Annotated in this window: 18 protein-coding genes and 2 pseudogenes; 4 read left to right on the top strand and 16 right to left on the bottom strand. The window is 70.0% G+C overall.

Features of this window, described 5'->3' with window-relative positions; translation table 11 throughout:
- Positions 1-11: 11 nt before the first annotated feature.
- The 14 genes and pseudogenes from eccD to ACZ43N_RS16855 form a co-directional block, all read right to left on the bottom strand.
- On the bottom strand, positions 12-1,394 hold the full coding sequence (gene eccD / locus ACZ43N_RS16920) for a type VII secretion integral membrane protein EccD (RefSeq protein WP_468098234.1): 1,383 nt from the start codon (positions 1,392-1,394) through the stop codon (positions 12-14).
- A gap of 16 nt (positions 1,395-1,410) precedes the next feature.
- Positions 1,411-1,716 carry a hypothetical protein gene (locus tag ACZ43N_RS16915; protein ID WP_468098233.1) on the bottom strand — a complete coding sequence of 102 codons (306 nt, stop codon included), beginning with the start codon at positions 1,714-1,716 and terminating at the stop codon, positions 1,411-1,413.
- A 56-nt stretch (positions 1,717-1,772) separates the two neighbouring features.
- Entirely contained in the window at positions 1,773-2,084 is a 312-nt protein-coding gene (locus ACZ43N_RS16910) for a pore-forming ESAT-6 family protein (protein ID WP_159767521.1), read from the bottom strand.
- A gap of 62 nt (positions 2,085-2,146) precedes the next feature.
- Positions 2,147-2,479: a hypothetical protein gene (locus ACZ43N_RS16905; protein ID WP_048821142.1), complete on the bottom strand. Its 333-nt coding sequence runs from the start codon at positions 2,477-2,479 to the stop codon at positions 2,147-2,149.
- 220 nt (positions 2,480-2,699) lie between these two features.
- The gene (locus ACZ43N_RS16900) at positions 2,700-3,119 is read right to left on the bottom strand and encodes a DUF6069 family protein (RefSeq protein WP_468098232.1); all 420 of its coding nucleotides are present in this window, start codon (positions 3,117-3,119) and stop codon (positions 2,700-2,702) included.
- On the bottom strand, positions 3,116-3,736 hold the full coding sequence (locus ACZ43N_RS16895) for a TetR/AcrR family transcriptional regulator (protein WP_468098231.1): 621 nt from the start codon (positions 3,734-3,736) through the stop codon (positions 3,116-3,118). The genes ACZ43N_RS16900 and ACZ43N_RS16895 overlap by 4 nt, the downstream gene beginning before the upstream one ends.
- Positions 3,737-3,901: 165 nt before the next feature.
- Positions 3,902-4,054 (bottom strand): annotated as a pseudogene (locus ACZ43N_RS16890) (NADPH:quinone reductase); the annotation flags it as partial.
- A 330-nt stretch (positions 4,055-4,384) separates the two neighbouring features.
- Complete coding sequence (gene rbsD / locus ACZ43N_RS16885; RefSeq protein ID WP_468098230.1) at positions 4,385-4,774, bottom strand: D-ribose pyranase; 390 nt, start codon at positions 4,772-4,774, stop codon at positions 4,385-4,387.
- Positions 4,771-5,685, bottom strand: a complete 915-nt coding sequence (locus tag ACZ43N_RS16880) for a ribokinase (protein WP_468098229.1) — start codon at positions 5,683-5,685, stop codon at positions 4,771-4,773. The genes rbsD and ACZ43N_RS16880 overlap by 4 nt, the downstream gene beginning before the upstream one ends.
- A gap of 107 nt (positions 5,686-5,792) precedes the next feature.
- Positions 5,793-7,745 (bottom strand): ABC transporter permease/substrate-binding protein, encoded by a 1,953-nt coding sequence (locus ACZ43N_RS16875; RefSeq protein WP_468098228.1) that lies wholly within the window; start codon positions 7,743-7,745, stop codon positions 5,793-5,795.
- A complete protein-coding gene (locus ACZ43N_RS16870; protein WP_468098227.1) occupies positions 7,735-9,264 on the bottom strand; it encodes a sugar ABC transporter ATP-binding protein in 1,530 nt (509 codons plus the stop codon). Before ACZ43N_RS16870 ends, ACZ43N_RS16875 begins: the two co-directional genes overlap by 11 nt.
- On the bottom strand, positions 9,261-10,313 hold the full coding sequence (locus ACZ43N_RS16865; RefSeq protein ID WP_468098225.1) for a LacI family DNA-binding transcriptional regulator: 1,053 nt from the start codon (positions 10,311-10,313) through the stop codon (positions 9,261-9,263). The genes ACZ43N_RS16870 and ACZ43N_RS16865 overlap by 4 nt, the downstream gene beginning before the upstream one ends.
- A gap of 564 nt (positions 10,314-10,877) precedes the next feature.
- The gene (locus tag ACZ43N_RS16860; protein ID WP_468098223.1) at positions 10,878-12,455 is read right to left on the bottom strand and encodes an ImmA/IrrE family metallo-endopeptidase; all 1,578 of its coding nucleotides are present in this window, start codon (positions 12,453-12,455) and stop codon (positions 10,878-10,880) included.
- 513 nt (positions 12,456-12,968) lie between these two features.
- Positions 12,969-13,374 (bottom strand): annotated as a pseudogene (locus tag ACZ43N_RS16855) (ATP-binding protein).
- 201 nt (positions 13,375-13,575) lie between these two features.
- Between ACZ43N_RS16855 and ACZ43N_RS16850 the strand changes: the two are divergent.
- The 4 genes from ACZ43N_RS16850 to ACZ43N_RS16835 all read left to right on the top strand — a co-directional run bounded on the left by ACZ43N_RS16850 (position 13,576) and on the right by ACZ43N_RS16835 (position 18,501).
- The gene (locus ACZ43N_RS16850) at positions 13,576-14,412 is read left to right on the top strand and encodes a helix-turn-helix domain-containing protein (protein ID WP_468098222.1); all 837 of its coding nucleotides are present in this window, start codon (positions 13,576-13,578) and stop codon (positions 14,410-14,412) included.
- Between the two features lie 8 nt (positions 14,413-14,420).
- A complete protein-coding gene (locus ACZ43N_RS16845; RefSeq protein ID WP_468098221.1) occupies positions 14,421-14,606 on the top strand; it encodes a DUF397 domain-containing protein in 186 nt (61 codons plus the stop codon).
- A 70-nt stretch (positions 14,607-14,676) separates the two neighbouring features.
- Positions 14,677-16,941: an SF1B family DNA helicase RecD2 gene (gene recD2, locus ACZ43N_RS16840; RefSeq protein WP_468098220.1), complete on the top strand. Its 2,265-nt coding sequence runs from the start codon at positions 14,677-14,679 to the stop codon at positions 16,939-16,941.
- 270 nt (positions 16,942-17,211) lie between these two features.
- Positions 17,212-18,501 (top strand): citrate synthase, encoded by a 1,290-nt coding sequence (locus ACZ43N_RS16835; protein WP_468071089.1) that lies wholly within the window; start codon positions 17,212-17,214, stop codon positions 18,499-18,501.
- Between the two features lie 751 nt (positions 18,502-19,252).
- Here the strand turns inward: ACZ43N_RS16835 and ACZ43N_RS16830 are convergent.
- On the bottom strand, positions 19,253-21,517 hold the full coding sequence (locus tag ACZ43N_RS16830) for a heavy metal translocating P-type ATPase (protein ID WP_468098219.1): 2,265 nt from the start codon (positions 21,515-21,517) through the stop codon (positions 19,253-19,255).
- 77 nt (positions 21,518-21,594) lie between these two features.
- Positions 21,595-21,834: a heavy-metal-associated domain-containing protein gene (locus ACZ43N_RS16825; protein ID WP_468098218.1), complete on the bottom strand. Its 240-nt coding sequence runs from the start codon at positions 21,832-21,834 to the stop codon at positions 21,595-21,597.
- Positions 21,835-21,836: the final 2 nt, after the last annotated feature.

Raw genomic sequence — 21,836 nt, 5'->3', positions numbered from 1 at the left:
GCCCCCAGCTCCTAAGCGAAGGTGTCGAGCAGTCGCCCGTACACGCCGAACACCCCGATGAGCAGCGGGAACAGGGTGATGACGCCGATGGACTCCAGCGTGTCGCCGAGGCGCCGGAGCCGTACCCGGACATGCTCGGCGGGCTGCACGGCGAGCACCAGCAGCGGCAGGACAGCCAGCAGCACGAGCACGGCGAGCGGACCGGCCGCCTCGCCGGAGCGCTCCCCCCAGACCGCGACCAGCCGCACCGCGAGCACCGCGGCCGCGCCCAGCAGCACCACGACCTCGGCGACCAGCGGGAACGCCCGGGCCCGCAGCGCGAGGACGACCATGGTGAGGACGGCCAGCAGGACGGTCCACTTGGTGGGCGCGCGCAGCGCGAACACCCCGGCGGCGGTGGCCGACACGGCCGTCGTCACCGTCGCGAGCACCAGCCCCCGGTGGGTGGCCGTGAGCGCGGCGGCCACCTGGTGGCGGCTCACGGAGGCCCCGCCGGAGCGCCGGTCGTCGAGCCCGGAGAGGCCGGACGCCATCAGCGCGAGCCGGGGCAGCAGACCGAGCACGATCACGGAGACGACGCCGAGTACGGCGCCCACGCGGGCCTGTTCGTCCACCGGCGCGGGTCCCGACACGAACGCCGCGACGCTCAGCCAGCACACCGCGGCCCCGGCCAGCGCCCCCGCCCCGACCAGCCCGCCGCGTCCGAGCGGGCTGAACAGGCCGAGCAGGGCGAGCGTGACGATCCCGGCCCCGGCCAGCGCCGCGACCCGTGCCGTGCCGGACCAGTCCTGGGCGTCGGCGAGCGTGGCGGCGCCGAGCAGACCCAGCGCCCCGGCGGTCACGATGAGCGTCGTGGCGAGCCCGAGTTTCCTGAGGCGCCCCAGCAGCGCGCCCGCGAGCGCGGCGACCACGGCGACGGCGAGCAGTGTGCCCGCGACGGTCCCGGCCGCGTACTCGGCGCGCGCCAGCCAGCCGGCGGCCAGGGCCCAGCCGACCGTGGCGAGCCCGGCGGTGACCCGCCGTGTGGCCGGGCGCCAGCGCCAGCCGCGTGCGTCGACGTCCTCTGCGGCCTCGTCCGTGACGTCGTGCACGACGGGCGCCGACGGCGCGTCCTCGGCCCGCACCAGACGCAGTACGGCGCCGTCCGGGACCCCGGCCGACTCCAGTGTGCTGTCGTGGTCCAGCGCGCTGCCGTCCGCGGTGACGAGATGCCGCAACTCCGGCCGTCCGCCGACCCGGTCGTCGAGCAGCCGCATCACCTCGGGCAGCAGCAGCCCGACCGGTTCCCGCGACGGCAGCACGAGATCCACGCGCCGCCGCTCACCGACGAGCGTGACCCGGCTGAGTGCCGTACGACCGCCGGTCATCTCCTGGCCCAGAGCCCCCGTAGACATCACGCGTTCGAACCTATCACCGGGTAGAAGTGCTGGTCGGAGAGGCGGAGGAGGCCCCCGACGGGCTCGCCGAGGGCGTCACGGACGGCTGCACCGAACTCCCGTAGGGGCTCTTTCCGATGATGCGGTTCGACACGAACGACCACCCCACACATCCCGCGCACAGCACCGCCGCGATGACGATCCCCGCGAAGACCTTCCCGATCCGTTCGTCCACCGAGCGCCGCTGCCGCTGCGCCCCGAACAGCAGGGCGTCGCGCAGCCGTCGACGGCGCACCGACACCGACTCCAGCAACTGGCTGTCGTAATCCTGCGCCGCCACGGCTGCCTTCCCTCATTCCCTGCTCACGCGCCGAGCGCGGAGGACGCCGGCCGGCGTCAGCCGATCTGGTCGACGGCCGCGCGGGCCTTGGCCAGCGTGGACTGGGCGGTGCCGTCGTTCTGTTCCAGTGTGGTGCGCACCAGGCGGATGATCTCGCGGACCTCGCCCGCGGCCTTCTTCCAGCGCTCTTCCTTGCCGTGGTAGTCGTCGGAGACACCGTCGGCCTGGAAGTCGGTCATCGCCGCCTTCACCGCGGCGTCGCGGTCGCTGAGCACGCGCTCCAGCTGGCCCACGATGGTGCCGAGCGAGGTCTGCACCTCACCCGAGGCGCCGGTGTCGTACGAACGGCGGTCCTGTGTCTGACCCATGGTGTATATCCCCCTGTAGCTCTCGTGGCGACCTCATCGGACGCTCATGGTGAAAGGACCCCTTAGCGGGCGCCGAAGCGGGCCGCGTCGAAGTTCGCGAGGCCCATGTTCTGGTTGGCGTTGTCCTGGGACTCCACGTCACCGGTGCCGAAGGCGTTGTCCATGCCCGACTGACCGCCCAGGATCGCGGCGAGCGAGCTGTTGAGGTCGGCCGTGATCTCGTCCGCGCGGTTCTTGAACGAGTCGAACGCCAGCTTGCCCGCGCCGTTGAACTTGCCCTCCAGCGGCTCCGCCGCGCTGATCAGCAACTGGATCAGCGTCCCCAGGTCGTCGCTCGAACCGAGCGTGCTCTTGCCGAGGTCCGCCAGAGTCGTCGACCCCATGTCGAACTTCACGTCGTGTCCACCCCCGTGTGTCTGGGTCACCTACGTCCCGGCCATGCTCTCCCACAAGCCGTTGCACCCGCAACGCACTTGCCCACGAAGTGACATGATCGGGACACAACTCGAACAGGCTTGTGGCGCGGGCCCGTTCACATCGGCCGTCGGCGCGGACGATCGGGCTCGTCATCCGCGAAGGTCGGCCGCGCCGCGCGCGCTCTGTCGGGCTGCTTTCTCATGGTCCCGTCCGCGGCGCCGGCGGTGTCGCCGCGTCGGCGTCCTTCGCGGGCAGGTCCCAGAGCAGCGCCGCCGCCACCGCCAGGTGCATCAGGGCCAGTGCGGTCCGGGTGCCGCCGTCCATGCCGGGGCCGGTCAACGGCAGGAACGACACAACCAGTACGGCGACGGCCACCCCGGTCCAGACGGCGCGGGCGCGCCGTATCCCGAACCGCCCCAGGACGGCCAGCAGCCCCCAGCCGGCGAGGGCCGCCGCCGACGCGACCAGCACCACCGGCACGGCGTCGATGGCGAGCGTCTGCTCGCCGTCGCTGATACGCAGCCGGTGCCCCAGTACCGGGTCGGCAACCAGCCACACCAGGACAGGTGCCAGGACCGCGAGGCCCGAAGCCCTCAGGCGTCGTCCACGCGGGCTCACTTGGCGCCGCCCGCGAGTGCGCCGTGCAGGAAGACCTCCACCAGCTCCTGCGTGGTCATCTCCGGCTCGTCCTCCAAGTGCGGCTGTGTGAAGAGGAGTCCGAAGAAGAGGGCCGCGACCTGCTCCGGAGGCCGCCGCAGCGCGGCCCTGTCGGGCTCCAGCAACTCCGCGAGGGCCGCGCGGATACGCGTCGTCGACTCGTCGCGGCCCGCGCCGCGCACCGTGCCGGGGTGCTTGCCGCCCCGGTGCCCGGAGGCGTGCAGTGAGCCCGCGATCGCGCCCATGCGGGCCAGGTGGGCCTGCAGCGCCTGGGCCGCCTCCGCGAGCCGGTCGGGCAGCGGCTGGGAGATCTCGATGGCGCCGAGTTCACGGACGGCGTGCTCGGGGGAGAGCGCCTCCGCCAGGCAGGCTTGCAGCAGTTCGTCCTTGTCGGCGAAGACCCGGAAGATCGTGCCCTCGCCGATCCCCGCGGCCCGGGCGACCTTCGCGGTGGTCACCGCGGCGCCGTACTCGGCGATCAGCGGGATCGTGGTCTGGATGATCATCGCGCGCCGCTCCTGGGGCGACATGCCGGGGGCGCGGCGGCGCGTTGTCGGGTTCTCCTTGGGCGCTGTCATGAACACGAGCGTACGGAGTGAGTGCTCACTCCGTCAATGAGTGAGCACTCACTCCGCACCTCGTCCCCCCGGGCCGGGCGAGGATCGCCGGCGAGGGCTGGATCCGTCCGTGCCTCGCCCGCGTCCTGGCGGGGCGGGGCATCCGGTCGGCCGCACCGTGCCACGGGTCAGCACGACCGTGCCTGCGACGGTGCCGGACTCGGGCAGGCGCATGGCCTCGGCGATGTCACCGAGGGGCAGCCGGGCGGCGATCCTGGCGGTGACGTCACCGCGGAGGCAGGCCTCGAACACCTCGATGAGGTCGGCCCGCGGCCTGGCCCATCACCGAACTCGTCCGCGACGCGTACCCCGGGCGGCCGCCGCCCCTGAGGCGCGGCGGGTCGACGGACCTCGACCCCGGCGAGCTCTACGCGGGCGAGGGGCGCGCCGCTTCCTCCCTGGCCGACCGGCCCAAGAGGGGCCCATTGGCATACCAAAAAAACTTCAAGAGGCCGTGCAACCCTCCCCCCACCGTGCGGGTCGTACTAGGCGTCGGAACTTCTGGAGGGGGATCTGGGGGGATCGCGGGGGTTCTGACGGGGAGGGGAAAGCCGAGGGGCCCGGTCACGGACCGGGCCCCTCGAAACATGTCCGACGCTCGTCAGCCGCTCAGAAGAACACCCCGCAGCGCAGCAGCACATTCGCATACGGCCGCGCCTCACCGGTCCGCACGACCAGGCGCGCGTCCGCCGACAGCTCCTTCAGCCGCTCGTGGGAGACCAGCTCCAGCCCGGCGAAGCGGTCCTCGAGCAGGGCCGCCGCCTGCGGATTGGCGTCCCGGACCTCGTGCGCGGCGGTCGCGCCCTCGACCACGAGCTCGTCGAGCAGCCCGTCCAGCACCTCGGCGAACGACGGCACCCCCGCCCGGAAGGCGAGGTCGACCACCCGCGGCCCGTGCGGCACCGGCATCCCGGCGTCGCACACCAGCACCCCGTGCCCGTGCCCCAACTCGGCGAGCGCCCCGGCCAGATGGCGGTTGAGGATCCCGGACCGCTTCACCGGCCCCCACCCCCCAGCGCGGCGACCTCCTCCGCCGTCGGGAAGGACACCTGCGCCCCGGCCCTGGTGACGGCCGCCGCCCCGACCCGGGCCGCGTACGCGGCGGCCTGCTCCAGTTCCTCACCCGAACCGAGCTTCCACGCCAGCGCCGCCGTGAACGCGTCCCCGGCACCCGTGGTGTCCACGGCCGCCACCTTCACGGCCGGCACCCGAGCGGTGCCCTCGGCGGTCGCGACCAGCGCGCCCTCGCCGCCCAGCGTCACGACCACCGAACGCGGCCCGAGCGCCAGCAGCGCCCGCGCCCAGTCCTCCGGCGACCCGGCCAGCTCGCCCCCGGCGATGACCCGCGCCTCGTGCTCGTTGACGATCAGCGGATCACAGGCGGCCAGCACCTCCTCGGGCAACTCCCGCGGCGGCGACGGGTTCAGCACGAACCGCGTGCCCTCCGGCAGCCGCCGTACGACCTCCACCACCGTCTCCAGCGGGATCTCCAACTGCGCCGAGACCACCCGGGAGCGCTGCAGCAGCGGGTTCGCGGCCCTGACGTCCTCGGGGGTCAGCCTCCCGTTGGCGCCGGGGGACACGACGATGCTGTTGTCGCCCGACGGGTCCACGGTGATCAGGGCGACCCCGGTGGGCGCCCCGCCGACCAGCACCCCCGCGGTGTCGACCCCCGCCTCGCGCTGCGAGTCCAGCAGCAGTCGGCCGTTGCCGTCGTCGCCGACCCTCGCCAGCAGCGCCGTGCGGGCCCCGAGCCGGGCCGCCGCCACGGCCTGGTTGGCTCCCTTGCCGCCCGGATGCACGGCCAGGTCGGAGCCGAGCACCGTCTCACCGGCCCCCGGCCGCCGCTCGACACCGATCACCAGGTCGGCGTTGGCCGATCCCACGACCAGGAGGTCGTAGTCGTACATGAAGCATCTCCCTGTGCTGGGTTGGAGCCGCCCGCCGGCCGGTCGCGCCGGTGGGCGGAAAAGCCGAAGCGGCCGGACGGGTCTCCCCGTCCGGCCACCGCATCGTGTCAGCCGCCGAACTCGGCCACGTTCTTCGCCGTGACCACCTTCACCGGCACCATCACCGACTTCTTCACCTTCTCGCCCTCGGCCGCCTTCACCGCGTTGCGCACCGCGATCCTGCCGAGTTCGGCGGGCTGCTGCGCGACCGACGCGTACAGCGTGCCGCCCTGGACGGCCTTCAGGCCGTCGGCCGTGCCGTCGAAGCCGATGACCTGGACCGACTTCCCGGCCTTGGCGCCGAGCGCCTTGATCGCCCCGAGGGCCATCTCGTCGTTCTCCGCGAAGACACCGTCGACGCCGGGGTTGGCCTGGAGGAGGTTGGTCATCACGTCGAGGCCCTTGGTGCGGTCCCAGTCGGCGGGCTGCTTGGCCAGGACCTTGATGCCCGGATACGCCTTCAGGCCCTCGGCGAAGCCCGCGCCGCGCTCCCGGCTGGCGGAGGTGCCCGCCTGGCCCTGGAGGATGACGATCTCGCCCTTGCCGCCCAGCTTCTCCGCGAGCGCCTTGGCGGCCAGCTCGCCGCCGCTGACGTTGTCGGAGGCGACGAGGGCGGCCGTGTTCGCGCCGTTGACCGCCCGGTCGACGGCCACCAGCGGGATGTCCGCCTTGTTCACGGCCTTCGCCGCCGGGGTCACCGCGTCGGAGTCCACCGGGTTCACGATGATCGTGCCGAGGCCCTCGCTGGTGAAGTTCTGCAACTGGTTGGCCTGCTGCGAGGCGTCGTTCTGCGCGTCCGTGACCGACAGGTCGACGCCCAGCTTCTTGGCCTCGTCCTGCGCGCCGGCACGGATCTGCACGAAGAAGGGGTTGTTGAGCGTGGACAGCGACAGCCCGATCTTCTGGCTCTTCGCCGCCGACGTACCGCCGTGCAGGAAGGACGTCGCGCCCACGACCGCCGCCGCGACCACCGCGGCGAGGACGTACGTCATCGCCTGCTTGCCCCGGTTGCCCGAGCCACCGGCCCCGGCCGTCACCGGGGTCGCCCCGGCCTTCCGGCGGACCGTGTCGAGGAGCACCGCCAGCGCGATCACGACACCGATGACGACCTGCTGCCAGAACGCCGACACCGACAACAGGTTGAGGCCGTTGCGCAGCACCGCGAGGATCAGCGCGCCGATCAGCGTCCCCGACGCCTTGCCCGTGCCGCCGGCCAGCGAGGCACCACCGATGACGACCGCCGCGATCGCGTCCAGCTCGTAGCCCTGCGCGGCCTGCGGCTGCGCGGACGACAGCCGGGCGGCCAGCACGATGCCCGCCGCGGCGGCGAACAGCCCGGACAGGGCGTAGATGACGAGCTTCTGCCGCTTCACCCGGAGGCCGGACAGTCGGGCAGCCTCCTCGTTGCCGCCGATCGCGTACATGGCCCGCCCGATGTACGTCCGGCCCAGGATCACGGCCGTGATCGCACCCATCACGACCATCACCAGGACCGGCACCGGCAGCCAGCCGCCGAGGTTGTCACCGAGGTGCGACACCGACTCGGGGAACGCGATCGGGCTGCCCTGCGAGATCACCAGCGACAGACCGCGCCCAACCGACAGCATCGCGAGCGTCGCGATGAACGGCGGCAGCTTCCCGTACGAGACGAGGAAGCCGTTGACGAGACCGCACGCCACGCCGGTGACGACGGCGAGGAGGACGGCTATCGCAACCGGTACGCCCTCCGACGTGGCGCTCCACGCCAGCACGGTCGCGGACAGGGCCGCCACCGAACCGACCGACAGGTCGATGCCCGCCGAGACGATCACGAAGGTCACACCGAAGGCGAGGATGGCGGTGACGGCCGCCTGGACGCCGATGTTCAGCAGGTTGTCGGCCGTCAGGAAGTCGCCGGACAGGAGCGACATCGCGACGACGAGGACGATCAGGGCGCTCAGCGCGCCGTTGTCGAGCAGGAGTCTGCGCAGACCCGAGGCGCCACTCGCGCCCGTCGTGCCCTTGAGCGTGTCAGCGGCCACCGGTGGCCTCCGTTCCGGTCGTGATGGTGTGAGGGGTGGACACGGCGAGCGCCATCACCGCGTCCTGGGTGGCCTCGGCGGCGGGCAGTTCGCCCGCGATCCGCCCCTGGGCCATGACGATCACCCGGTCGCTCATACCGAGCACCTCGGGCAGATCGCTGGAGATCATCAGGACGGCGGCTCCGGCGGCCGTCAGCTCGTTGACCAGCTCGTAGATCTCGACCTTCGCGCCGACGTCGATGCCGCGCGTCGGCTCGTCGAGGATCAGCACCCGGGTGTCCGCGAGCAGCCACTTGCCGATGACGACCTTCTGCTGGTTGCCGCCGGACAGCGTCCGCACCCGCTGGCCCAGCCCGGCCATCCGCACGCCCAACTGCTCGGCGACCCGCGCCGCGTTCGCCCGCTGCGCCTTCAGGTCGACGAACCCGCCCCTGGTCGCGCCCCGCAGGGTGACCAGACCGAGGTTCTCCTCGACGGACGCGTCCAGCACCAGGCCCTGGCCCTTGCGGTCCTCGGGCACCAGCCCGATGCCCGCGGTCATCGCCGCGTTGACGTCGGACCGGGGGACCGGGGTACCGGAGACCTTCACGGCCCCCTTGTCGTAGGGGTCGGCGCCGAACACCGCCCGCACGACCTCCGTACGGCCGGCCCCGACGAGCCCGGCGATGCCGACGACCTCACCGGCCCGCACCTCGAAGCTCACATCGTGGAACACGCCGTCCCGCGTGAGCCCCTCGACGACCAGCAGCGCCTCCCCGGCGTCCGGCCGCCGGCGCGGGTACTGCTGCTCGATCGACCGGCCCACCATGAGCCGTACCAGCTCGTCCTCGGGCGTGGACGCCGGGACCTGCCCGACGCTCCTGCCGTCCCGGATCACCGTCACCCGGTCACCCAGCGCGGCGATCTCCTCCAGGTGGTGCGTGATGAAGACGATGCCCACCCCGTCCGCGCGCAGCCTGCGCACGATCGCGAAGAGCTTCTCCACCTCCTCGGTCGTCAGCACGGCCGTGGGCTCGTCCATGATCAGCACCCGCGCGTCCAGGCTCAGCGCCTTCGCGATCTCGACCATCTGGAGCCGCGCGATACCGAGTTCACGCACGCGCGCGCGTGGCGACACGTCGACGCCCACCCGCTCCAGCAGGACGGCGGCGTCCGCCTCCATCCGCTTGCGGTCGATCATCCCGAAGCGGCGCGGCTGCCGCCCCAGGAAGATGTTCTCGGCGACCGTCAGATCGGGTACGAGGTTGAACTCCTGGTAGATCGTCGCGATCCCGAGGCGCTCGGAGTCCTGCGCGCCATGGATGCGCACCTCCTCGCCGCCGGCCAGGATCCGCCCGGCGTCGGGTGTGTAGGCACCGGAGAGCATCTTGATGAGCGTGCTCTTGCCGGCACCGTTCTCACCGAGCAGTACGTGCACCTCGCCCCGGCGCAGATCGAAGTCGACGCCGTCCAGCGCGACCACACCGGGGAAGGACTTCCGTATGCCTTCGATGCGCAGCAACTCGTCCGCGTTGCTCACGTCTGGCTCCTGTTCGTTACGGGGGACGGCTGTGGGGAAGCCGGTCGCTCGGGGGGAGCGGACTCGCCGCACGAGCGGCGTACGACGAGACGGGCGGGGAGGGTGACGGGCTGCGGGGGCCGCCCCTCGATGCGGTCGACCAGCGCGCGCACGGCGGCGCGCCCCAGCTCGCCCGTGGGCTGGGCGATCGCCGTGATCGGCGGATCGGTGTGCACGAACCAGGGGATGTCGTCGAAGGCGGCCAGCGCGATGTCGTCCGGAACCCGCATGCCACGCGCGCGTACCGCGTCCAGCGCGCCGAGCGCCATCAGGTTGTCGGCCGCGAACACGACCTCGGGCGGTTCGGCCAGGTCGAGGAACCCCTCGGTGACCCGGCGTCCGCTCTCCGCCTGGAAGTCGCCCTGCCCTATGTAGGCCTCGGGCAGTTCGAGCCCGTACGCGTGCAGCGCCTCCCGGAAGGCCGCCACACGCTCCTGGCCGGTCGTGGTCGCCGCCGGGCCCGCGATGATGGCCAGCCGCCGGTGCCCGAGCCCGTGCAGATGCGCCACGAGATCCCGTACGGCGGCCTGTCCGTCGGCCCGGACCACGGGCACCTCGACACCCGGGATCCACCGGTCCACGAACACCATCGGCGTCCCCGCGCGCACGGCGTCCAGCATCAGCGGGGAGCCGCCGTCGGTGGGGGAGACGAGCAGCCCGTCGATGCGCCGGTCGAGCAGGTTCCGCACATGGTGGTCCTGGAGGTCCGGCCGTTCGTCGGCGTTCCCGATGATCACGCTGTAGCCGAGCGCGCGGGCCTCCTCCTCCACGGACCGCGCGAGCTCCGTGAAGTACGGGTTCATCACGTCGCTGATGACCAGGCCTAGGGTGTGGGTCTGGTCGGTGCGCAGGGAGCGGGCGACGGCGTTCGGGCGGTAGCCCAGCGTCTCGACGGCGGCCATGACACGCGTGCGTGCGTCCGGGCTGACCGACGGATGGTCGTTCAGGACCCGCGACACCGTGGCGACGGAAACCCCCGCCTCGGCAGCGACGTCCTTGATGCTCGCCATCGCCGCTCCACCTCCTCGTGGAATCGATTACATCGACGTGTAGGGAGGATTGGAATCGATTACACGGATGGAAACAAGGGGGTACGGGTGGCCGAAATTCAATCGTGACCGAGGGGGTCTGGCCGGGGCGTGAGCGAAGCGGGGGAGGCGGGCCCGGCGGCCTCGGAAGCTACCCTCGAGGAGCAGGACCCTTGTCAATGTGGCTCCATGCCACTCCCCACCCCGCCCCGGAGAGGGCCCGATGGCTCGGTCCATCGGCGGGATGGCGGTGCACGGTCAGAGCATCTCTGCCGACGCCACGTCGCCGGGGTGGCCCGATCTTGACCGGCTCGCAGGTGGCCGCAGGCCGGACCCCTCAAACGCCAGGTACCGGGACGGCTGACCGAGGCGCACCCAGTCTGCGCTTAATCCGACTACGCCAAAGGCCTTGGGCGGTGCCGAGGGATACGGCGGCACACCGACGCGCGGGTTGGACCGGCGCCGACGTGAACGGCGAGACCTTCTCGGCCCGCTCCGGCGCGACCTCGCGACTCTATTTCGTAACGAGGAGCGGCCCGAACCGGATCAGCGGGCGGTGCCGTTCGGTCGCCTCAGCAGAAGTTCCTTCTCCTCTTCGGTCATGAATGTCAGGTTGTAGAGGTGTTCGACGGTGGCGTGGAAGCCCACCCGCAGTCTGGCGGAAACAAAGGAGACTCCTTCAGGAGTATTTATCGGATCCGGGCACGCTGAAATCGCTTCCTGCACCAGATGGGGAGGCATCAAGAACATCGCCGCGAAGGCATTGGCGCGTCGCTCGACATCGACAGGCGCCCAAGGGCCACTTGCGATGGCGAGGCGCTTTCCATGAGTCCGGTCATAAAGTAGATGGCACAGTTCATGCGCCACGGAAAATCTGTTGACATGAAGGGAGGAGCCGCGGGCATAGGAAGAGTTGAGCGCGATTGTCGGTACGTGTTGTGGTCCCACCAGACTGCATGCTCGAACGTTCACATCGTCGAGCTGGATCCTAGTGAGTCGGATTCCCAGTGATTCCGCGAACTCATCGACATCCACAGAACTGTCCGACTGGATATCGTCATGTAGCGATTCCGCTAGTTCATAGCCTTGCTCCCAGGCCGGAACCTGAAGAGATACTTGGCAGTCCTCTGCGTACTCCTCCAGACGGGCGTGTGCCTCGCCGGTGGCGTCGTACTGCTGGAGCAGGAGGGCGGCCAGCCTTTCGATGTCCGCTTCGGAAACCGTCGGGGAGACACTTCCGAAGAGCAGCGCAGCCTGGCAGGACCCGGTCACTACCAGCGGATTTCTGTCCGCTACCGTGAGTGCGGCGCGCGCGGCGGCCGACGCATCACCGATGACTCCACGGATGTACTCCCATGAGTCCCTGATTCTTCCGCCGGCCTCATCGCTTATCCCGGGCCTGAAGCCGCAGGAGCGCAAACCGGCCAGCCAGCTCAACCGAGTCTCGTCCTGAACAGGAGTCTTCAGGGAATCCAGCGCAGACTTCACCTTCTGGATTCGAGCACTCTCGGGATGCAGGGAGTGAAGGTGATGGATCGCCTCGCTTGCTACTTCATAAAAAGCGCTTGCCACTTGGGCTGGAGGCAACAATGCCGCGCCGCCGCTGGAGGTGTACGCGAAATCTGATTGCGTTCCTGCCAGAGGTTCGTCGTCCCAGCTGACCTCAACCGAATCGCGAACTCTGCGGATGATTACATTCGGAAAAAGCCCACCTGCGCGCGCCGAACGAAGAGCGTGACGGGATCGCCAGTCATAGCGCTCTTCTTCCCAGGCCAGTGTCTCCGCCTCGCTGGCGAGAGGTGGTGCGTTCCGTGTCCGGTCGACGGATGCTACGGCCGTGGCCTCCATGTTCCTATTGGGCAACCGCTCTTCATGCAGGAGCGGGTTCCAATTGTCGGCAAGCCACTCAAGGAAGGGAAGAAGGTACCAGTGGGAACTCTGAAGGATTTCGCCCTGGTCGACGTGGGCACACAGGTTGTGACCGGCGACCCAGATCTGAAGAGCTCCCCACGATGCGCTCTCGTCCGGTTCGGCGGCGACCCCGTGATCGGGATCAGGCATGAATGAAAGGCGGATGGCGAACGTGTCCGTGGTGCCACTGAATCGCTCCCAGGTTACGGCCATGCTTAATTTCGCCTCCTCTGTGCCCTTCGTACGGTCCTTCGGTCGACTTTCGCCTCGGATATCCACTTGGCGACCAGTTTGGGTGGCACTTCGTCCCAGCTGACAGGGTATCCGTGCCACAAGTTCCGTACAGAGTCGTGACACTGGGCCATGTACGCCTGCGTGCCATCGGTCGCGTAGCGCTGTCGATCGATCTGGTCGCTCACTTCGAGCAGCCCCGGGCCGTCGGCCCCGGGCGGGCAGATCGAACCGCGTCTGCCCGGTTGTGGGATGGGCTTGTGTTTTGGATTGGGTTCGTACGTGGGCTCGGGGGGTGGTTCGTCCGGCTGAGTCTCGTCAGTCGGCTGCTCTGTCATGCGCCTGCCTCACCCCGTCCTGCCCAGCGCCGCCACCATCCCCAGCATGACAGAGCCAGGTGTCGCACCGGTAGAAGAAGTCCGGCGGTAACGCGCTGTGGGGCGTTGTGGTTCATCGGTATCCCCTCCTGTGTCGTTATAGGGGGCTGGCTGCCCCCTACGCCGCCGCCAGCTCGCACCACACGTACTTGCCCGGACTGCCGAACCTGGCGGACGGCATCCACCCCCAGTACTGCGTACAGGCCGCGACGAGCCCCAGCCCCCGCCCGCCCTCCTGCTCGCCCACCCGCTCCAGCCGCTGTGGGGGCTCAGGTGGTTCGGGGTCGGCGTCCCACGCCCCGATCCACACCATCCCCTCCGGTGACCGCCGCACCCGGAGCGCGGCGGGTCCTTTCGTGTGCAGTACGGCGTTGGAGACCAGCTCGGTCGCGAGCAGCTCCGCGGTGTCCACGAGGCTGATGAGGCCGTGCATGGTCAAGATCAGGGCGCAGGGTGCGGCGGCAGATGGTGACGGCTCTGGGGTCGTTGGGGATGTGGAGGGTGTAGTCCCTGGTTTCGGGCATGGGTCATCAACTCCGGTCAGGTGAGGGGAGGTTCACGCAGGGTGGCAGTGCCGCCGCCGTCGTGGCAGAAGGGGCGGTGCGCTTCCGTAGCGTGTACGTTGCGTCACAGGCGGTAGATCTAAATCTAGGGACGCTGCAACTCGGTCGCGTAATCTGACGCCGAACGAGTCGCGCCTGTGGGCGTCTGAGGAGGGCCATTCGATGGTGAAGAGGCGCGAGCCGACGGCACGTCAGATGCGTCTGGCCACTGAGCTGCGCAAGCTCCGCGAGGCGGCAGGGCTTTCCTCCCGAGAGGCGGCGTCACTGCTCGGAGTGAGCCCCGCACAGATCACCCATATCGAGTCCGCGCTCGCGGGCGTGAGCGAGCTGAGGCTCCGCCGCCTTGCGTCCCACTACGCCTGCACGGACGAGGAGTTCATCGACGCCCTGGTCGCGATGGCTACCGATCGCACACGAGGCTGGTGGGAGGAATACCGGGGCTTGCTGCCCACCCCTTTCCTGGACCTCTCCGAACTGGAGCACCACGCTCGGTTTCTACGCCACGTGGCGATCCTCTACGTGCCCGGCCTGTTGCAGACCGAGGAGTACTCACGTGCGGTCTTCTCGTCCCGAGTGCCGGAACTCACCGGCGAGGAAATCGAGTTGCGCGTCCAGCATCGAAAGGCGCGCCAGCGGTTCACCGTCCCCTACGAGGCGGTGATCCATGAGGCGGCACTCCGGATCAGAGTCAGTGGCCGTGACACCTCAAGGGCCCAACTGAACCAACTGGTTGAGCTCTCCGAGGCGGAGCACATCACCGTGCGCGTCATCCCGTTCGATCTGGACGGCTTCGCCAGTGCCGCAGGCACGATGACCTACGTGGGCGGCTCCCTGCCCAAGCTGGACACGGTGGTCCGTGACGCGCTCCACGGATCGGCCTTCATCGATTCCGAAGCCCAGCTCCACACCTACCGAACGAGCTTTCGTAAGGTGGAGGACGCGTCGCTCGATCCCGCACAGTCGCGTGAGTTCATCCACAGGCTGGCCAAGGAACTGTGAGGAACCCTATGGACAACTGGCGGAAGTCGTCCTACTCGGGCCCCGGAGACGGCAACGAGTGCGTGGAGATAGCCACCACCCCCACCCGCATATCCCTCCGCGACTCCAAGACCCCCGGAGCCCCCACCCTCACCTTCCCCGTCGCCGCCTTCGCCCCCTTCCTCGAAGCCCTGAAGGCGCACCCCCGCCGCTGACGCCCGGCGGCGGCCCGGGTGCGGCGGCACTGGCCCCGCCGCTGTCACACCCTCGCTGTAACGTCGGATCATGCCCAATCAGACGGCCTCCCAGGAGGGGACCGGGGAGCGTCGGCTCGCCGTGCTCGAAGGCGTCCTGGAGCGCATCACGTACGCCAACGAGGAGAACGGCTACACGGTCGCCCGCGTGGACACCGGCCGCGGCGGCGGTGACCTGCTCACCGTCGTCGGCGCGCTGCTCGGCGCCCAGGTCGGCGAGTCGCTGCGCATGGAGGGCCGCTGGGGCTCCCACCCGCAGTACGGCAAGCAGTTCACCGTGGAGAACTACACGACGGTCCTGCCGGCCACCGTCCAGGGCATCCGCCGGTATCTGGGATCCGGCCTGGTCAAGGGCATCGGCCCGGTCTTCGCCGACCGCATCACCCAGCACTTCGGGCTGGACACCCTGAAGATCATCGAGGAGGAGCCGAAGCGCCTCATCGAGGTTCCCGGTCTCGGACCGAAGCGGACCAAGAAGATCGCCGACGCCTGGGAGGAGCAGAAGGCGATCAAGGAGGTGATGCTCTTCCTGCAGACGGTCGAGGTGTCCACGTCCATCGCCGTGCGCATCTACAAGAAGTACGGTGACGCCTCGATCGGAGTCGTGAAGAACCAGCCCTACCGCCTCGCCGCCGACGTCTGGGGCATCGGCTTCCTCACCGCCGACAAGATCGCCCAGTCGGTCGGCATCCCGCACGACAGCCCGGAGCGCGTCAAGGCGGGTCTCCAGTACGCCCTTTCGCAGTCCACCGACCAGGGCCACTGCTTCCTCCCCGAGGAGCGGCTGATCGCCGACGCGGTCAAGCTCCTCCAGGTCGACACGGGCCTGGTCATCGAGTGCCTTGCGGAGCTGTCCGAGCCGGACGAGGACTCCGGCGAGCCCGGTGTCGTCCGGGAGAAGGTCCCCGGCCAGGACGGGGGAGACCCGGTCACCGCCATCTACCTGGTCCCCTTCCACCGCGCCGAACTGTCCCTGTCCGCCCAGCTGTCGCGCCTGCTGCGCACGGACGAGGACCGTATGCCCGGCTTCCGCGACGTGGCCTGGGACAAGGCGCTGTCCTGGCTCAGGGGCCGCACGGGCGCGGAGCTGGCTCCCGAGCAGGAGGCCGCCGTCCGGCTCGCGCTCACCGAGAAGGTGGCCGTGCTGACCGGCGGCCCCGGCTGCGGGAAGTCCTTCACGGTCCGCTCGATCGTGGAGCTGGCCCGCGCCAAGAAGGCCAAGGTCGTCCTCGCCGCCCCCACCGGCCGCGCCGCCAAACGCCTCGCCGAACTGACCGGCGCCGAGGCGTCCACGGTCCACCGCCTCCTGGAGCTGAAGCCCGGCGGCGACGCGGCCTACGACAAGGACCGTCCCCTCGACGCCGACCTCGTGGTCGTCGACGAGGCGTCCATGCTGGACCTCCTCCTCGCCAACAAGCTGGTGAAGGCGGTGCCCCCGGGCGCACATCTGCTGTTGGTCGGGGACGTCGACCAGCTGCCCAGCGTCGGCGCCGGCGAGGTCCTGCGCGATCTGCTCGCCGACGGCGGTCCCGTCCCCGCTGTCCGCCTCACCAAGGTCTTCCGTCAGGCCCAGCAGTCCGGAGTGGTGACCAACGCGCACCGGATCAACTCCGGGCACCACCCGGTCACGGACGGCATGAAGGACTTCTTCCTCTTCGTGGAGGACGACACGGAGGCCGCCGGGCGGCTCACCGTGGATGTGGCGGCCCGTCGGATTCCGGCCAAGTTCGGTCTGGACCCCCGGCGGGACGTCCAGGTGCTCGCGCCGATGCACCGGGGCCCGGCCGGCGCCGGCACCCTCAACGGCCTGTTGCAGCAGGCCATCACCCCGGCCCGCCCCGACCTGCCCGAGAAGCGGTTCGGCGGCCGGGTCTTCCGCGTCGGCGACAAGGTCACCCAGATCCGCAACAACTACGAGAAGGGCGCCAACGGCGTCTTCAACGGCACCGTCGGGGTGGTCACCGCGCTCGACCCGGTCGACCAGCGCCTGACGGTCCTCACCGACGAGGACGAGGAGGTGGCCTACGAGTTCGACGAGCTGGACGAACTGGCACACGCCTACGCGGTGACCATCCACCGGTCCCAGGGCAGCGAGTACCCGGCGGTGGTCGTCCCGGTCACCACCGGCGCCTGGATGATGCTCCAGCGCAATCTGCTCTACACAGCGGTGACCCGGGCGAAGAAACTGGTCGTCCTCGTCGGCTCCCGCAAGGCCATCGGCCAGGCGGTGCGCACGGTTTCCGCGGGCCGCCGGTATACGGCCCTCGACTTCCGGCTCGCGCCCAGGGCCCTGTAGCCCGCAGGATCTACATGAGGGACCGGCGAGGGGTCCTCTCGCGACTCCCCGGCGTCACGTGAGTGAAATTTGATCGATCAAATGAGTCGCAAAGGTCACACAGCCCTTCCAGATGCCGGACGGAGCGGGCAGGATGAGCAAGTTGGCGGCACTCAGTGCCGCCGGCAGGCCCGATGGTCGACCCCGAGTGCACTCTCCTGAGCCAATTGGGGGATGGTAGAGACAGTCAGGGCACCTCGAAGATGAGGCACTACGTCGGTGAGGGAAGACGTGAGCGACAACTCTGTAGTACTGCGGTACGGCGACGGCGAGTACACCTACCCGGTGATCGACAGCACCGTCGGCGACAAGGGCTTCGACATCGGGAAGCTCCGGGCCCAGACCGGTCTGGTCACCCTGGACAGCGGTTACGGGAACACCGCCGCCTATAAATCCGCCATCACCTATCTCGACGGCGAGGCGGGCATCCTCCGCTACCGCGGCTACCCGATCGAGCAGCTGGCCGAGCGCTCCACCTTCCTGGAGGTCGCCTACCTGCTGATCAACGGCGAGCTGCCGACGGTCGACGAGCTCTCCAGCTTCAAGAACGAGATCACCCAGCACACGCTGCTGCACGAGGACGTCAAGAACTTCTACCGGGGCTTCCCCCGGGACGCCCACCCGATGGCGATGCTTTCCTCCGTGGTCAGCGCCCTGTCGACGTTCTACCAGGACAGCCACAACCCGTTCGACGAGCGGCAGCGCAACCTCTCCACGATCCGTCTGCTCGCGAAGCTTCCGACGATCGCCGCCTACGCGTACAAGAAGTCGATCGGTCACCCGTTCGTCTACCCGCGCAACGACCTGGGCTACGTCGAGAACTTCCTGCGCATGACCTTCTCGGTCCCCGCCCAGGAGTACGAGCTCGACCCGGTCGTCGTCTCGGCCCTCGACAAGCTCCTCATCCTCCACGCGGACCACGAGCAGAACTGTTCGACCTCGACGGTCCGCCTCGTCGGCTCCTCGCAGGCGAACATGTTCGCCTCGATCTCCGCCGGTATCTCCGCGCTGTGGGGCCCGCTGCACGGCGGCGCCAACCAGTCCGTCCTGGAGATGCTGGAGGGCATCCGCGACGCCGGCGGCGACGTCGACTCCTTCATCCGCAAGGTGAAGAACAAGGAGGACGGCGTCCGTCTGATGGGCTTCGGCCACCGGGTCTACAAGAACTTCGACCCGCGCGCCAAGATCATCAAGGCCGCCGCCCACGATGTCCTCTCCGCGCTCGGCAAGTCCGACGAGCTGCTGGACATCGCCCTGAAGCTGGAGGAGCACGCGCTCTCCGACGACTACTTCGTCTCGCGCAGCCTCTACCCGAACGTGGACTTCTACACCGGTCTGATCTACCGCGCGATGGGCTTCCCGACCGAGATGTTCACGGTCCTGTTCGCCCTCGGCCGGCTGCCGGGCTGGATCGCCCAGTGGCACGAGATGATCAAGGAGCCGGGCTCCCGTATCGGCCGTCCGCGCCAGATCTACACGGGTGTCGTCGAGCGCGACTTCGTTCCGGTCGAGGCCCGCTAAGGCCCCGCCGAGGTCGTTCCCGTCTGCGGGCGCGTGAGAGCCGGTCTTCCGGTTCCCCGCGCCCCTTTCGGTTTACCGGCCCACGGGTTCGGTCGGTCCGGCCCCCGATGTATCGGGTGCTCCGGCCCTCATATGTCGGGTGCTCCGGCCCTCATGTTTCGGGTGCTCCGGCCCGCCGGATGCGCGCGGCCCCGTGTACGCACGGAAAGCCCGTACGGGCGTGGAACGCCTGTACGGGCACAGAAAGAAGGCGCCCTGCGCCGCTGGTCCCCCCACGGGCCGGCGAGCAGGGCGCCTTCCCATGTCCCGGTGCGGATTCCCCCCACGGGATCCGGCCGGGCGTCTGGTGGACCAGCGCCTGAATCGCTGAGCAGAACGAGCGGGGCCCGTCCTGCGTATATGGAGATGTTGTGCGTGATGTGCGGTCTGCCGGGACGCGTACGTACGGGAGGGCCGCTCAAAGCTCCCCGGGCACGTGCCCCGGCAACGCAATTCCGGGAACGTCCCCCAAGACATCCCCAGATGCCAGTCGCGCCCCCCAAGACGCTTCTGACATCGCCAACTTAGACTCACGAACCCCTTCGTTGGTTACGTTCCCGTCACTGTGATCTGCGTCTCTTGCCTTATGTCCTGAAGATGCGCAAGAGACCCGATACGGCGACCGAGGTCCCAGCGTAAGGAAGATGCGCGAGCCTTGTGAAGAGCTTATGTGAGGCTGCTTCCGGACTCTAGAGGGACTTTTGCCCGGTCGTCACGAGAACGACCTCAGTCGCAAGCTGTTCGTAACCACGAAAACGGACGAAAAGGCCATAGCGGCGCCCGCGATCATCGGGTTCAGCAGTCCGGCGGCGGCCAGCGGCAGCGCGGCCACGTTGTAGCCGAAGGCCCAGATCAGGTTCCCCTTGATCGTGGCCAGGGTGCGGCGGGACAGCCGGATGGCGTCGGCGGCCACCCGCAGGTCGCCGCGGACGAGCGTGAGGTCACTCGCCTCGATCGCCGCGTCCGTGCCCGTGCCCATGGCGAGCCCCAGATCGGCGGTGGCGAGCGCGGCGGCGTCGTTGACCCCGTCCCCGACCATCGCGACCGTGCGGCCCTCGCCCTGGAGTCGCCGTACGACCTCGACCTTGTCCTGGGGCAGGACCTCGGCGATCACCTGCTCGGGGGAGATGCCGACGGCCGTGGCCACGGACCGGGCCACCCTGGCGTTGTCCCCGGTCAGCAGGACCGGGGTCAGCCCGAGCGCACGCAGCCGCCGGACGGCCTCGGCGCTGGTGTCCTTGACCGCGTCGGCGACGGTCAGGACGCCGAGGGCCGTGCCGTCGCGGGTCACCACGACCGCCGTGTGCCCCTCGTCCTCGGCGGCCTCCTTCGCCGCCTCGAGCGTCTCGGGAAGGGGTCCGTCATGGATCCGGCCGACCTGGATGTCATGGCCCGCCACGCGGCCCTGTACGCCCTTTCCGGGGACGTTCCGGAAGTGCTCGACGGGGGGCAGGGGGCTGCTGAGCCGCTCCTCGGCGCCGGTGGCGACGGCCCGTGCGACGGGGTGTTCGGAGGCGTGTTCGACGGCGCCCGCGAGCCGCAGGACCGCTTCCTCGGGGACCCCCTCGGCGGCGTACACCTTCCGGAGGGCCATCCGGCCGGTGGTGACCGTGCCGGTCTTGTCCAGGACGACGGTGTCGACCCGGCGGGTGGACTCCAGCACCTCGGGGCCCCGGATGAGGATGCCGAGCTGGGCGCCGCGGCCCGTGCCGACCATCAGCGCGGTCGGTGTGGCGAGGCCCAGCGCACAGGGGCAGGCGATGATCAGGACCGCGACGGCGGCGGTGAAGGCCGCGGTCGTGTCGTCCGTGGCACCGAGCCAGGTGCCGAACGTGGCCACCGCGATCAGGAGGACGACGGGCACGAACACGGCCGAGATCCGGTCGGCGAGCCGCTGTACCTCCGCCTTGCCGTTCTGCGCGTCCTCCACCAGCCGGGCCATCCGCGCCAGCTGGGTGTCCGCGCCCACCCGGGTCGCCTCGACGACGAGCCGGCCGCCGGCGTTCACCGTCGCGCCCGTGACGGCGTCGCCGACGGTCACGTCCACCGGCACGGACTCGCCGGTCAGCATCGACGCGTCGACGGCGGAGGCGCCCTCGACGACGGTGCCGTCGGTGGCGAACTTCTCGCCGGGCCGTACGACGAAACGGTCGCCGACCACGAGCCGTTCGACCGGGATCCTGGTCTCCCGGCCCTCGCGCAGCACCGAGACGTCCTTGGCGCCCAGCCGCAGCAGCGCCTTGAGGGCGGCGCCCGCCCGGCGCTTGGAGCGGGCCTCCAGCCAACGGCCCAGCAGGATGAACGCGACGACCCCGGCGGCCACCTCCAGATAGACGGTGGACGAGCCGGCCGTGCGGGACCCGCCGAACTCGAAGCCGTGCCGCATGCCCGGCATGCCCGCGTGCCCCAGGAACAGGGCCCACAGGGACCAGCCGAACGCCGCGAGCGTACCGAGCGAGACCAGCGTGTCCATCGTGGCCGCGCCGTGCCGGAGGTTGGTGAACGCGGCTCGGTGGAAGGGCAGCCCGCCCCACACGACGACCGGCGCGGCCAGCGTCAGCGAGAGCCACTGCCAGTTGTCGAACTGGAGGGCCGGGATCATGGACATGAGGATCACCGGGGCGGCCAGCAACGCCGAGACGGTGAGACGCTGCCACAGGGCGGCGAGCTCGGGGTCCTCCTCGGGGGCGTCCGCGACCGGCTCCCGGTCCTCCTGAGGGGGTGCCGGGGGCGGCGGCTCCTCGGCCGTGTAGCCCGTCTTCACCACGGTGGCGATCAGATCGGCGACCGCGATCCCCGAAGGGTAGGTGATCTTCGCCTTCTCCGTCGCGTAGTTCACCGTGGCGGTGACGCCGTCGAGGCGGTTGAGCTTCTTCTCGACGCGGGCCGCGCAGGAGGCGCAGGTCATTCCGCCGATCGCCAGCTCGACCTCATGGGCGGGCCCGGCTGTCGGGACGGCTGCGGTGGTGCTGGTCATGTCCGTGTCCGTGCTCCGGGGGTGCGTGCGAAGGTGCGGCCCGGGGCGGGGCGGGGCCCCGCCTGGGCGGGCGGTTCTCAGACGGTGCCGACCAGCTCGAAGCCGGCCTCGTCGACGGCGGCGCGCACGGCCTCCTCTTCGAGCGGGGCGGCCGAGACCACGGTGACCTCGCCGCTGGAGGCGACGGCCTGCACCGAGGAGACGCCCGCGATCTCGGAGATCTCGCCGGAGACGGCGCCTTCGCAGTGGCCGCAGCTCATACCGCTCACCTTGTAGACGGTGGTGACGGAACCGGGGGTGTCGGTCTGGGCAGTCATGT

It is taken from the genome of Streptomyces sp. NPDC030814 (assembly GCF_055572155.1).
This window is presented reverse-complemented; position numbering and strand designations above follow the sequence as displayed.

Bases quoted from the DNA above. Each gene is read 5' to 3' on its own strand.
- ACZ43N_RS16845 (WP_468098221.1), top strand. From the start codon at position 14,421: ATGGACAACTGGCGGAAGTCGTCCTACTCGGGCCCCGGAGACGGCAAC.
- ACZ43N_RS16825 (WP_468098218.1), bottom strand. From the start codon at position 21,834: ATGACTGCCCAGACCGACACCCCCGGTTCCGTCACCACCGTCTACAAG.
- ACZ43N_RS16910 (WP_159767521.1), bottom strand. From the start codon at position 2,084: ATGGGTCAGACACAGGACCGCCGTTCGTACGACACCGGCGCCTCGGGT.
- ACZ43N_RS16880 (WP_468098229.1), bottom strand. From the start codon at position 5,685: ATGTACGACTACGACCTCCTGGTCGTGGGATCGGCCAACGCCGACCTG.
- ACZ43N_RS16895 (WP_468098231.1), bottom strand. From the start codon at position 3,736: ATGACAGCGCCCAAGGAGAACCCGACAACGCGCCGCCGCGCCCCCGGC.
- ACZ43N_RS16860 (WP_468098223.1), bottom strand. From the start codon at position 12,455: ATGGCCGTAACCTGGGAGCGATTCAGTGGCACCACGGACACGTTCGCC.
- ACZ43N_RS16850 (WP_468098222.1), top strand. From the start codon at position 13,576: ATGGTGAAGAGGCGCGAGCCGACGGCACGTCAGATGCGTCTGGCCACT.
- recD2 (WP_468098220.1), top strand. From the start codon at position 14,677: ATGCCCAATCAGACGGCCTCCCAGGAGGGGACCGGGGAGCGTCGGCTC.
- eccD (WP_468098234.1), bottom strand. From the start codon at position 1,394: ATGTCTACGGGGGCTCTGGGCCAGGAGATGACCGGCGGTCGTACGGCA.
- ACZ43N_RS16865 (WP_468098225.1), bottom strand. From the start codon at position 10,313: ATGGCGAGCATCAAGGACGTCGCTGCCGAGGCGGGGGTTTCCGTCGCC.
- ACZ43N_RS16830 (WP_468098219.1), bottom strand. From the start codon at position 21,517: ATGACCAGCACCACCGCAGCCGTCCCGACAGCCGGGCCCGCCCATGAG.